Origin of the sequence: Rikenella microfusus DSM 15922 (assembly GCF_000427365.1) — a bacterium.
Classification (GTDB): domain Bacteria; phylum Bacteroidota; class Bacteroidia; order Bacteroidales; family Rikenellaceae; genus Rikenella; species Rikenella microfusus.
This window is the reverse complement of the sequence record NZ_KE386488.1, coordinates 1,637,754-1,650,791: the sequence shown is the minus strand read 5'-3', so window position 1 is coordinate 1,650,791 and position 13,038 is coordinate 1,637,754. Positions and strand designations below refer to the sequence as shown.

The following is a 13,038-nucleotide window of genomic DNA, read 5'->3' as shown; positions in this document are numbered from 1 at the left end:
GCCTCCCGCAGCGGAGGCCCGCTCGCTCGCACAGCTCGTTCCCGTTCCCCGCAGGCTGCGCCCCATTACAAAGAAACGTACGGTTTACAAGTACTCCTGACTTCTTACATTGGTATCGAAACACGGATAAAGACTGCAAACCCGGGAATGTGCGATTTTCCGTTCCGACGTTAGTCGGGAACGGGGAATCGCATTCCCGGCGGCTTCTTTGCTTGCTTTCTTGGTCGTACAAGAAAGCAAGTGCCCCGCCGGCATGAGGCGTGCGGCACAGCCGGTGTCCCCGCGGCATGAGTGGGCGAAGAAAAACAAACGCCCGTCGGCGAAAGACAGTACATTTAAACCTACGGTTAATTTGCTGTTTCCGGCCCGGAGCCAGCGAGGGCAAGACCGCAGGTTGCAGCCCTACGCCGGGGGTGGCTCCGGGCTGACCGCTACGCGGACGATTAACCGTACTATTATTTTTCATTCGGGTCGGACGCCCGGGAGCGAACCGCATCGAGCTTTGCGAGAAAGCGAATCGTCCCCTCCGACGGCTGAAAGCCGTCCGGCACAGAGCCGAAACAGGGTTTGTGCAGAATCGTATACAGTCCCGAATAAAAAAGACTAAACAACAACTTGCCGTCCGCACCGCTCCTGTTTCGACGGGATGTATAAACCGGATAAAAAAGACTTAAAACAACAACGAAATACGAAATGGAATACGATTTCAGAGAGATCGAACGCAAATGGCAACAGCGATGGGCCGAAGCCGGAACCTACCGGGTCGAAGCCGACCCCTCGCGGCCGAAATACTACGTACTGGACATGTTCCCCTATCCCTCCGGGGCCGGCCTGCACGTCGGGCACCCGCTGGGATACATCGCATCGGACATATACAGCCGCTATAAACGGCAAAAAGGATTCAACGTGCTGCACCCGATGGGATACGACGCCTTCGGGCTGCCCGCCGAACAGTACGCGATCCAGACCGGACAGCACCCGGCCGTGACCACCGAGCAGAACATCCGCCGTTACCGCGAACAACTCGATAAAATCGGATTCAGTTTCGACTGGAGCCGCGAAGTACGCACCTGCGACCCCGGCTACTACAAATGGACGCAATGGGCCTTCGAACAGATGTACGGCCACTACTACGACACCGCCGCCGACCGAGCGAAACCCATCGCCGCGCTGGAAGCCCATTTCGCGGCCCACGGTACCGCCGGCCTCCGTGCCGCCTGCGGCAAAGAGCAGAACTTCACGGCTGCGGAATGGAAAGCCTTCACCCCCAAAGAACAGTCGGACATCCTGATGAACTACCGCCTGGCCTACCAGGCCGACACGCTCGTGAACTGGTGCGAAGGACTGGGCACCGTGCTGGCCAACGACGAAGTGAAAGACGGGCTGTCGATACGCGGAGGCTTCCCCGTGGAGCAGAAACTGATGCGCCAGTGGCTGCTGCGCGTCACCGCTTACGCCGAACGCCTGCTCGCCGGACTCGATAACCTCGAATGGAGCGAATCGCTCAAGGAGATCCAGCGCAACTGGATCGGCAAATCGACCGGCGCCACCATGTTCTTCCCCATCAAAGGACAGCCCGAAGAGAACAAGCTCGAAATCTTCACCACACGGGCCGACACCGTTTTCGGCGTCACCTTTATGGTACTCGCGCCCGAACATCCGTATATCCGGGCCATCGTTACGCCCGAACAGCAGGCCGCCGTAGAAGCCTATATCGCCGAGACCAAAAAACGCAGCGAACGCGAACGCATGGCCGACACCAAACGCGTAAGCGGCGTATTTACCGGCGCCTACGCCGTCAATCCGTTCAACGGCACCGAGATACCCATCTGGATCAGCGACTACGTGCTGGCCGGATACGGCACCGGAGCCATCATGGCCGTGCCCGCGCACGACAGCCGCGACTGGGCCTTTGCCAAACATTTCGACTTGCCGATCGTACCGATCATCGAGTGCGACGTGACGGAAGGCAGCTATGATGCGAAAGAAGGCAAACTCATCAACTCCGACTTCCTGACCGGACTGGAGGTCAAAGAGGCCATTCCCGCCATGTTCCGCGCCATCGAAGAACGCGGCATCGGCCACCGCAAAGTCAATTACCGCCTGCGCGACGCGATTTTCAGCCGTCAGCGGTACTGGGGCGAACCTTTCCCCGTCTCCTACGATGCGGACGGAGTGCCGCAGCTCGTCCCGGAATCGGAGCTGCCCCTCGTGCTGCCCGAAACGGACAACTTCACCCCGACCAAAGACGGGCAACCTCCGCTGGCCCGGGTAAACGGATGGAAATACGAGACGAGCACCATGCCGGGGTTTGCGGGATCGTCCGCCTACTACCTGCGCTATATGGACCCGCACAACGACAAGGCGCTGGTCGATCCCCAGATCAATAAGTATTGGGAGAATGTGGACCTCTACGTCGGCGGGATCGAACACGCGACCGGACACCTGATGTACTCACGCTTCTGGAACAAATTCCTCTTTGATTTGGGATACGTATGCAAGGACGAGCCGTTCAAGAAGCTGGTGAATCAGGGAATGATACAGGGCCGCTCGAACTTCGTCTACCGCGTGACCGACCGGCCGAACACCTATGTTTCGTACGGCCTGAAAGAACAGTATAAGACCCAGGAGATCCATGTCGATGTCAATATCGTGAAGAACGACATGCTGGACCTCGAAGCGTTCAAGGCCTGGCGGCCGGAATTCAAAGAGGCCGAATTCATCCTCGAAGACGGGAAATACGTCTGCGGCTGGGCCATCGAAAAGATGAGCAAATCGATGTTCAACGTAGTGAACCCCGACATGATCGTCGAAAACTACGGCGCCGACACCCTGCGCATGTACGAAATGTTCCTCGGCCCGCTGGAACAGTCCAAACCCTGGGACACCAACGGCATCGACGGCGTGCACAAGTTCCTGAGAAGGCTGTGGCGGATAGTCGGCAACGCGGACGACGCCGTTCCGACCGACGCCGAACTGAAAACGCTGCACAAAACCATCAAAAAAATCGGCGAAGACATCGAGAACTTCTCGTTCAACACCTCCGTCAGCGCATTCATGATCTGCCTGAACGAGCTGTACGACCACAAGACCACCTCGCGGAAGATACTGGAACCTCTGGTGGCTCTGGTGGCCCCGTTCGCCCCCCACATCGCCGAAGAGCTGTGGCACGGGCCGCTGGGACACGCCCCGGCGGAGAGCGTATGCGACGCGCCCTACCCCGTGTACGACGAAAAATACCTCGCCGAATCGTCGTTCGAATACCCGGTATCGTTCAACGGCAAGATGCGTTTCAAACGCACTTTCGACCGGTCGATGACCCCGGACGCGATCGCCGAAGCGATCAGGGCCGATCAGCAGACCGCCCGGTACGCCGACGGCAAGGCGATCCGGAAAGTGATCGTCGTGCCCGGCAAGATCATCAACGTCGTGTGCTGATCCGTAACTCCCGCTAAACCGGCATAACCATGAAAACACTATCCAAGCCCAAACTCAGCATGCGCGACATCGGGCGCGAGATCCGCGCCTATATCGTCATTTCGCTCGGTATGCTGATCTACTCTTTCGGCTGGACGGCCCTGCTGATTCCGGCCAAGGTGGTCGGCGGCGGTACCGGCGGTATCGGTACGATCGTCTATTACGCCACCAGCGACGCGGCAGGACAGGGCGGGATTCCGGTCGGGGTCACCTACCTGCTCGCCAACATCATCCTGCTGGCCTTCGGGTTCTGGGTACTCGGGCCTCGGTTCGGCGCCAAAACGATCTACGCCATTCTGTTCAACTCCCTGTCGCTGACCGTGATGCAGGAAGCCTTCCCGCCGGACCTGATGGGCCTGGCGGCGGACAAACTGCTGTCCGCCATCCTGGGCGGCGGTCTGGCCGGCGTGGGGATCGGCATGTGTTTCTCCGTAGGCGGTTCCTCCGGCGGGACGGACATCATCGCCATGATCATCAACAAATACCGGAACGTCAGCCTCGGCAAGCTGATCATGCTGATCGACGTGGTGATCGTCGGCAGTTCCTACGTCGTCTTCCGCGACCTGCCGAGCGTCGTTTACGGCTACGTCACCCTGTTCACCTGCGGAACCGTCATCGACATGGTTCTGTCCGGCAGCAAGTCGTCGTCCCAGATCATGGTATTCTCCCCGAAATACGAAGAGATCGCCGAGCGCGTCATCCACGAAGTAAACCGCGGCGTAACCATACTCGACGCCACCGGCTGGTACTCCAAGACCCCCCAGAAAGTGGCCCTCATCATCTGCCGCCGCGGCGAAGCGGCGAGCATCTACCGCATTATCAAAGAGATCGACCCCAAAGCGTTCATCACGCAGGCCAGCGTCATGGGCGTGTTCGGCGAAGGGTTCGACGTACTGAAAACCAAATAGGCATATGGCACAGGATTCTCCGAATAAAAACGCACCGACTTTCTACCGCATTTTCCGGCGGGCCGTGCGGCGACACCCGCTGGTACTGGTATTTCTCATCCTGCTGGCCGTCATCCTCGTACTGGGAATCCTGCTGTGCGTCAAACGCTGCTCCCATTCGCTCGGCGCGGAATATTACGCCCCCTCCGGACTGGCTCCGCTGGAAGCCTGCTCGCGGCTCGATTCCATCGTGCTCCAGCCGCAGCGGCAAGCCTACGGGCTGCCGGTGGAAGACTATGAAATCGAACGCGGCGAAATCGAAAGCGGAGAGACCTTCTCGCGCCTGCTCAACCAACGGTACAACGTCAATATCAGCATCGTGAACCGGCTGATCGAGCTGTCCAAAGGCAAATTCGAACTGCGCGACATCCGCGCCGGGCAGACCTACACCGCATTCCTGACCCCGGACAGCGCCCAGACCCTCTGCTATCTGGTGTACGAACGGAACAAGACCGACTACGTGACCTTCGCCATGTGCGACAGCGTCTACGTGCGCGTGGACCGGAAAGAGGTGACCAGCGAAGAACGCTACGCCGAAGGGGTCATCAACAGCTCCCTTTTCGCGACGATCTACGAGAACGACCTGCCGGAAGACCTCGCCACGCGGATGTCCAAGATTTTCGAATACACCATCGACTTCTACGCCCTGCAAAAAGGCGACAAGTTCCGCGTCGTTTACGAAGAGATGTTCATCGACACCGTCAGCATCGGAATCGGAACGATCCACGGCGTGGAATTCACCCACGCCGGAAAAGAATACCGGGGATACCGGTTCTTTCAGGACAACGAATGGGGATACTGGGACGATAAAGGGGCCAGCCTCAAAAAGGCGATCCTGATGTCTCCGCTGAGTTTCAACGCCCGCGTCACCTCCCGCTTCGGCTCCCGCATCCACCCGATCAAACGAATCCGCAGGCAGCACAACGGCGTGGATTACGCCTGTCCGGTCGGCACCCCCGTCCGCGCCGTAGCCAGCGGCGTAGTGACCCGCCGGGGCTGGGATCCGTTCGGCGGCGGCAACCGGATCTGGCTCAAACACGCCAACGGTTACGAATCCGCCTACCTGCACCTGAGCCGTTTCGCCGTGAAACAAGGCCAGCGCGTCGCACAGGGCCAGGTGATCGCCTATTCGGGCAATACGGGCGGATCGACCGGGCCGCACCTCGACTATCGGCTCAAAAAAAACGGCAAATATATCAACCCGCTGACCAATACCTCGCAGCCGAGTACGCCCATCAAGGCCGGCAACAAAGCCGCGTTCGACCAAATGAAGCGGGACGTGAACAAAGTGATGGAGGCTTATGGACAGCAACGCCGAAAATAAACCGGTCGCCGGACAGGGAACGGCCTCTCCGCCGGACGAACGTATTCTGCGCTTCATCGGGCGGCACCGCGTGATGACGCTGGCCGCCTCGGCGCCCGAAGGGGGCGGGCTGTGGTGCTGCAACCTGTTTTACGCCTACCAGCGTCCGTCGGCGGAACTTCCGGGCGGAGCGTTCGTTTTCACTTCGCCGGTCGAAACCGAACATGCCGTCCTGCTCGCCGGCAATCCGGCAGCGGCAGGATCGGTCGTGCTGGAATCGAAAATCGTCGGACGTTTGCAGGGGCTTCAGTTCCAGGGCACCGTATCGCGGGCCGACGCCTCGCCGGAACAGTCGGCCGCGGCGAAAAACGCCTATCTGAAACGGTTCCCGTTCGCCGCCGTGATGCTCAGCGACCTGTGGGTGCTGCGGATCACGCGGTTCAAATATACCGACAACACGCTGGGCTTCGGTACCAAGCTACACTGGCCGGCCCGCCGATAATGCCTCCCGAAAAATGCCATGCCCGACAACGGCAAAAATGACAGGTCGATCCGAAACCGACCGGAGAAAAACCGCCCTGATACAAAAAACACAGTTTCCACGTTAAAATATGAAACAGATCACAGGCCTCGCGGCCACCCTGCTTATGACGACCATCCTCACCACCGGCTGCGGCGACCGGAACACAGCGGACACGACCGCCGACGGCTTCCAATGGCAAATCGACCGCTTCGACGACATCAACGTACTGCGATACCAAGTGCCCGATTTCGACAGCCTCACCCCGCGCCAGAAACAATTCATCTATTACCTGAGCCAGGCAGCCGTTTCGGGTCGGGACATCCTCTTCGACCAGAACTGCAAGTACAACCTGCCCGTGCGCCGCACGCTCGAAGCCATCTACACGACTTACGACGGCGATAAGAACAGCGCCGACTGGCAAGCGTTCGAAAAATACCTCAAGAAAGTGTGGTTCGCAAACGGCGTGCACCACCATTACTCCGGCGACAAATTCAAACCCGAATTCAGCGCGGAATATTTCGAAAGCCTGCTGGCCTCGACCCCGGCCGAAAAACTGGGCGACATCCGGGGCACCCTGCTCGATACCGTCAAGCAGGTGATTTTCGATCCGGCGCTCTATCCGAAACGGGTGGACCAGACCGCCGGAGTGGACATGATCGCCGCCTCGGCCTGCAACTACTACGACGGCGTAACCCAGAAAGAGGCCGAAGCCTTCTACACCGCCCTGACCGACACGACCGACCGGCAGCCGATCTCCTACGGCCTCAACAGCCAGCTCGTCAAAGACAAAGACGGGCAGATCGCCGAACGCGTCTGGTCGGCGGAAGGCATGTACGGCCCGGCGATCCGCGAGATCGTCAAGTGGCTCGAACTGGCCGCCGCGGTAGCCGACACGCCCCAACAGGAAGCCTATACCCGGACGCTGATCGAATACTACAAGACCGGCGATCTGAAACTGTTCGACCGGTATAACGTAGCCTGGGTCGAAGATACCGAATCCACGGTGGACTACGTAAACGGCTTTATCGAAAACTACGGCGACCCGCTGGGATACAAAGCCTCGTGGGAATCGACCGTGAACTTCAAGGATTTCGAGGCCACCAAAACCACGCAGATCATCAGCGACAACGCCCAGTGGTTCGAAGACCATTCGCCGATCGATCCGCAGTACCGCAAACCGCATGTCAAGGGGGTTTCGGCCAAGGTCATCACCGTAGCGATGCTGGGCGGCGACTGCTACCCCTCGACCCCGATCGGGATCAACCTGCCCAACGCCGACTGGATCCGCCGCGACCACGGCTCCAAATCGGTAACGATCGCCAACATCACGGCGGCTTACGACGCTGCCGCGGCCGGGAACGGTTTTGCCGAAGAGTTCATCCTGCGTCCCGAAGACCGGCAGCTCCGGGCCCAATGGGGCACCGTGGGGAACAACCTGCACACCGACCTGCATGAATGCCTGGGCCACGCATCGGGCCAACTGGCTCCGGGCACCAAAGGCGACGAGCTGAAAAACTACGGTTCGACGCTCGAAGAAGCGCGGGCCGACCTGTTCGCCCTCTATTACATGAACGACCCGAAACTGGTCGAGTTGGGCATTATCCCGACCCTCGACGTAGCCAAAGCGGAATACAACAATTACATGATGAACGGCCTGATGACGCAGCTCACGCGCATCGAACCGGGCAAGAACATCGAAGAGGCGCACATGCGCAACCGGGCCCTCGTAGCCGGCTGGGTGTACGAACGCGGCAAGGACGACAAAACGGTCGAATTCGTCACCGAAAACGGGAAAACCTACGTGGTGGTGAACGATTACGACAAGCTGCGCGGCCTGTTCGGGGAGCTGCTGAAAGAGATCCAGCGGATCAAATCCGAAGGCGATTTCAAGGCAGGGATGGAGCTGGTCGAGAATTACGGCGTGAAAGTCGATCCTACCCTGCATAAAGAGGTGCTGGAACGCTACGCGGCACTGGACATCGCTCCCTATTCCGGGTTCGTGAATCCGCGCTACGTGCCGGTGCTGGATGAAAACGGCAAGATTACGGACGTGAAAATCGAATACCCGACGGATTATATCCAACAGATGCTGACCTACTCGTCGGACTATTCGTTCCTCCCGAACCGGAACTGATACACGCCCGTCCGGGTTCCGGCGACACGCCGCGGCGGATAGAAAAACACGGCAGGGCCGTCGGGTAAACATTTACCCGACGGCCCTGCCGCTTTGAACCGCTCCTGCCATCCCCTCTGATACACCCGAACGTCCGGGGAAACGGATACGGGCCGGGAATCCGCCGAACCGCGTGCGCGACAACGACCCGGGAAAATCGTTCGCATATCACCGCGTCCCGACCTTCCCCGCAATCAAGGCCGTTACAACTGGCCGGCCAGGGTCAGCAACGAGACCTCCGAGATTTTCGCCTGATAAATCACGTCGATCTTGCGATCGACCGCCTCCAGATACTGCTGCTGGATATTGCGGAAATCGATCCCCGACAAATCGCCCACCTTATAGCGCAGCATCGCCGCCTCCAGATTCATCCGCGCCACATCCGCATTCTCCCGTTCGAAATCGATCAGTTGCAGGTTATTCAGATAATTGATATACAGTTGCTCCAGTTCGCTGCGCACCGCCAGTTCCGTATCGGAGAGCGACGTCTCGCTGATCGAACGGTCGAGCCGGGCGTTTTTCAGTTTGCGGTTCGTCTCCAGTCCGTTGAAAATATTGACGCCCAGGTCGAAGCCCCAGTTTACCCCGTTGCTGTTACTGAACGTCCCGCTGAAATTGGGCCGGTCCGTCGCATTGATGTTGTAACCCGCCGAGAAATCCAGCGTCGGATAACGCGCCGCCCGCGCCAGTTTATAATCCAGATCCGCGATCCGCACCCCGGCCCGGGCCATCAGCACAGACACGTTGTTCTCGTCGGCCCAGCGCATCAGGTCTTCTCGGGCCAACTGTTCCCTCAACAGGATCGTATCGTTCACATAACCGCGATCCGACAACGGGCTGTTCATCATCCGGTTCATCTGAATATAGGCCACTCGGAGCGCCTCTTCCTGTTTGATCAGGTTCGAGCTGTCGGCATTCAGGTCGATCTTCGCCAGCCGCATCTCCAGTTTCGAGGCCGAACCGATCTCGGCCTTGTCCAGCGCCTCCTTGTAGCGCAACTGCGACAGGTCCATCAGTTCGCGGGCCAGCGAGACCTGGTTATGCAGAGAGATCAACAGATAATATTGCTTCATGATGTCGCTCACCAGCACCTCCAGTTCGTCGCGCATCTGCAATTGACTTACGTTCAGTTGTTCGCGTTGCAGATTATGGGTCGCGAACATGCCCAATCCGTCGAACAGCCGCCACGTCAGCGAAACGCCGGCCCCCAGCGTATTGACCGCCCGGCCGTCCGCCGTCTTCTCTTCGATAGTGCGGTTCTGCTGCGCCGTTCCGGTCAGCGTCGGCACGAAAGGCGCCACGGTCACGTTATTGGCTGCCTGCTGAGTCTGCATCCCCGCGACCTGGATACCGAAGTTGGACTGCACCGCGCGGTCCACGCATTCGTCCAGCGTCATCCGCTGCTGAGCATTCACTTGGACCGATAATAAAAATAGCCCGATTGCCAAAGGCAGTGATCTTCCTATGCCGGCCCGGAGTCCTCCCCGGCGCAGGGCCGGTGCCGCTCGGCACTCGAATCGGGCTGTAATTACCCTAAAATTCCAGCGGGCTCCGACCCTATTATTCATTATGCGCATCATTGTTTTTCGCTTCTTTGGATGAGAGGTAAGAGTAGATTGCCGGGATGACGAACAGCGTCAGCAGCGTCGAGCAGACCAGACCGCCCACCACGGCGATCCCCATCGACACGCGGCTTTCGGCTCCCGCGCCCGTAGCCAACGCCATCGGCAGCGTACCGAGAATCGTGGAAAGCGAGGTCATCAGGATCGGTCGGAAACGCGACACCGCCGCTTCGCGAATCGCCTCCATCTTGTCCAGTCCGTCCTGCTTGCGCTGGTTGGCGAACTCCACGATCAGGATACCGTTCTTGCACACCAACCCGATCAGCATGATGATACCGATCTGCGAAAAGATATTCATCGTCTGCGAGAAGCCCCACAGTACCAGCAGCGACCCGATCAGCGCCAACGGTACCGTCAGCATGATGACCAGCGGATCCACGAAACTCTCGAACTGCGCCGCCAGCACCAGATAGATCAGCACCAGCGCCAGCCCGAAAGCGAACAGCAGGCTCGAAGTACTCTCGACGAAGTCTTTGGACGTACCCGACAGGGTGGTCTTGAACCGGGAATCCAGCACATGCTCCTTGATACGGTCCATCTCCGCGATCCCCTGCCCCACCGTGCGGCCTTTCGCCAACCCGGCCGATACCGTGGCCGACACGAAACGGTCGTAGCGGTACAGCTGCGGCGGCATCGAACTTTCGGACAACGCAACGAGGTTGTCCAGCTGGATCAGATTCCCCTGGTCGTTACGGACATAGATGCTCGCCAGGTCGGTCGGTTTGCTGCGCGAACCGCGGTCGAACTGGCTCATGATCTGGTACTGCTTGCCGCCCATGATGTAATAGCCGATCCGCTGTTCGCTCATGGTCAGCTGGAGCGTCTGGGCGATGTTTTCCACCGAAACGCCCAGCATCGACGCCTTGTCGCGGTTGATGTCCACCGTCACCTCCGGTTTGGTGAACTTCAGGTTCAGGTCGGAAGCCGAGAAGACCGGGCTTTGGGCCACCTCGTTCATGAAGGCGGGCAACACCTCTTTCAGGTCGTCCAGCGTCGGAGCCTGGATCACGTACTGCACGGGGAGGCCGCCCCGCCCGCCACCGAAGGTCTGCTGCTGAGTCACGTAACTCCGCGCCCCCGTCATTTCGGCCACTGCGCCGTTCAGTACGTCCGCGATCTCCTGCTGCGTCCGGCCGCGCTGATCGGCGTCCACCAGCATGATATTGAACGACGCGCTATTGGTGCTCCCCCGCCCCACATTCTCCATCGTGCCTTTCTGTTCCGGGACGAGGCTGTCGATCAGTTTCGACATCCGGTCGGCATAACGGGCCATATAGTCGAACGAAGTGCCCTCCGGGGCCGTAGAACTGACATTGATCTGCGAACGGTCTTCGAGCGGGGCCATTTCGGACGGGATGGCCGGCCACAGGAACGAAATCGCCACGCCGGAAGCGGCCAGAATCAGAACGGCGACCCAGCGATGGCGCAGGAAAGCGTCCAATCCCCGGCCGTACAGGTTGTTCATCCCTCGGAAGAAAGGCTCGCTCCAGCGGTAGAACCGGTTGTCCGTGGCATTGCGCGTCAGCAGCTTGGTGGAGATCATCGGCGTGAAAGTCAGGGCCACGAACGACGAAATGACCACCGCCCCGGCGATCACTACGGCGAACTCGCGGAACAACCGGCCGGTAATCCCCTGTAGGAAGACGATCGGGAAGAATACCGCCACCAGGGCGATGGTCGTGGCGATCACCGCGAAAAAGATCTCATTGGCTCCCACGATACCGGCCTGTTTGGGGTCCATCCCGGCCTCGACCTTCGTATAGATATTCTCCATCACCACGATGGCGTCGTCCACCACCAGGCCGATGGCCAGCACGATGGCCAGCAGAGTCAGGATATTGATCGTGAAGCCCGCCAGATACATGATGAAGAAAGAGGCCACCAGCGAAATCGGAATCGCCAGCACCGGAATCAGGGTCGTGCGCCAGTTGCGCAGGAAGAGGAAGATGATGAGCACCACCAGGGCGAAAGCCACCACGATCGACTCTTCCACTTCGTAGATGGAGTCGCGGATGAAGGTGGTGCTGTCGAGCGCGTCGCCCAGCACGATCTCTTTCGGAAGTTCCGTTTTGAGCTGTTCGACCGTCTCATAGGCCCGGTCCACGATGTCGATGTAGTTGGCGCCCGGCTGCGGGATCAGCACGCAGGCCACCATCGGCACCCCGTTGCGCCGCAGCATCGACCGCGTATCCTCGGCATCGATCACCGCCTCGCCGATATCCTTGAAACGCACCACCCGTTCGCCGTCGCGCGAGACGATCAGTTCGTTGAAATCGTCGATCGTCCGAAGACGCCCCAGCGTACGCACCGTCAGTTCGGTATTGTCCCCTTCGATACGTCCCGACGGCAGTTCGATGTTCTGGGCCGTCACCGCATCGCGCACGTCCAGCGGCGTCAGCCCGTAAGCCGCCAGCAGGTCGGGGTTCATCCGCATCCGTACGGAATAGCGTTTCAGCCCCCACGTATCGACCATGCTGACCCCCGGTATGGTTTGCAGACGCTCTTTGATATTGATGTCGGCATACTGGCTCAGCTCGATCAGCGACATGGTCTCGCTCTGCACCGTTACGGCATAGATCGGGTTGGCGTCGGCATCCGCTTTGGTCACCACCGGCGGATCGACATCCTGCGGCAGTTTGCGCTGCGCTTCGGAGACTTTGTTGCGCACGTCGTTGGCCGCCGTTTCGAGGTCCACGTCGAGGTTGAACTCGACCTTGATGTAACTCGTCCCGTCGCGGCTGGTGGACGAGATGGAACGGATACCCGGAATCCCGTTCACGGCGGCCTCGATCGGTTCGGTGATCTGGGTCTCGATCACGTCGGAATTGGCGCCCGGGAAAGTGGTGCGGACGGTAATGATGGGATTATCGACCGACGGGTAGTCGCGGATACCGAGAAAAGTCAGTCCGATACCGCCGATGATAATCAGAAGCAGGTTCAGCACCGTGGCGAGCACGGGCCGGTTGATACTGGTTGTGGAGAGACTCATCGTT

The 13,038-nt window shown here is 59.3% G+C and carries 7 protein-coding genes; 5 read left to right on the top strand and 2 right to left on the bottom strand.

From position 1 onward, the window contains the following. Window positions 1-693 precede the first annotated feature (693 nt). From leuS to RIKMI_RS0107905, 5 genes are all read left to right on the top strand, one after another. The gene (gene leuS / locus RIKMI_RS0107925) at window positions 694-3,438 is read left to right on the top strand and encodes a leucine--tRNA ligase (protein ID WP_027291173.1); all 2,745 of its coding nucleotides are present in this window, start codon (window positions 694-696) and stop codon (window positions 3,436-3,438) included. 29 nt (window positions 3,439-3,467) lie between these two features. Further along, a complete protein-coding gene (locus tag RIKMI_RS0107920; RefSeq protein WP_037291711.1) occupies window positions 3,468-4,385 on the top strand; it encodes a YitT family protein in 918 nt (305 codons plus the stop codon). Between the two features lie 4 nt (window positions 4,386-4,389). Beyond that, complete coding sequence (locus tag RIKMI_RS13455; RefSeq protein WP_051214432.1) at window positions 4,390-5,748, top strand: M23 family metallopeptidase; 1,359 nt, start codon at window positions 4,390-4,392, stop codon at window positions 5,746-5,748. After that, window positions 5,726-6,229 (top strand): PNPOx family protein, encoded by a 504-nt coding sequence (locus RIKMI_RS0107910; RefSeq protein WP_051214431.1) that lies wholly within the window; start codon window positions 5,726-5,728, stop codon window positions 6,227-6,229. The genes RIKMI_RS13455 and RIKMI_RS0107910 overlap by 23 nt, the downstream gene beginning before the upstream one ends. 109 nt (window positions 6,230-6,338) lie before the next feature. Next, window positions 6,339-8,384 (top strand): dipeptidyl-peptidase 3 family protein, encoded by a 2,046-nt coding sequence (locus tag RIKMI_RS0107905; RefSeq protein WP_027291170.1) that lies wholly within the window; start codon window positions 6,339-6,341, stop codon window positions 8,382-8,384. Between the two features lie 242 nt (window positions 8,385-8,626). Here the strand turns inward: RIKMI_RS0107905 and RIKMI_RS0107900 are convergent, their stop codons facing one another. Further along, complete coding sequence (locus RIKMI_RS0107900) at window positions 8,627-9,838, bottom strand: TolC family protein (protein ID WP_169715508.1); 1,212 nt, start codon at window positions 9,836-9,838, stop codon at window positions 8,627-8,629. 145 nt (window positions 9,839-9,983) lie between these two features. Continuing rightward, window positions 9,984-13,034 carry an efflux RND transporter permease subunit gene (locus tag RIKMI_RS0107895; protein WP_027291168.1) on the bottom strand — a complete coding sequence of 1,017 codons (3,051 nt, stop codon included), beginning with the start codon at window positions 13,032-13,034 and terminating at the stop codon, window positions 9,984-9,986. Window positions 13,035-13,038: the final 4 nt, after the last annotated feature.

Bases quoted from the DNA above. Each gene is read 5' to 3' on its own strand.
- RIKMI_RS0107895 (WP_027291168.1), bottom strand. From the start codon at position 13,034: ATGAGTCTCTCCACAACCAGTATCAACCGGCCCGTGCTCGCCACGGTG.
- leuS (WP_027291173.1), top strand. From the start codon at position 694: ATGGAATACGATTTCAGAGAGATCGAACGCAAATGGCAACAGCGATGG.
- RIKMI_RS0107910 (WP_051214431.1), top strand. From the start codon at position 5,726: ATGGACAGCAACGCCGAAAATAAACCGGTCGCCGGACAGGGAACGGCC.
- RIKMI_RS0107905 (WP_027291170.1), top strand. From the start codon at position 6,339: ATGAAACAGATCACAGGCCTCGCGGCCACCCTGCTTATGACGACCATC.
- RIKMI_RS0107920 (WP_037291711.1), top strand. From the start codon at position 3,468: ATGAAAACACTATCCAAGCCCAAACTCAGCATGCGCGACATCGGGCGC.
- RIKMI_RS13455 (WP_051214432.1), top strand. From the start codon at position 4,390: ATGGCACAGGATTCTCCGAATAAAAACGCACCGACTTTCTACCGCATT.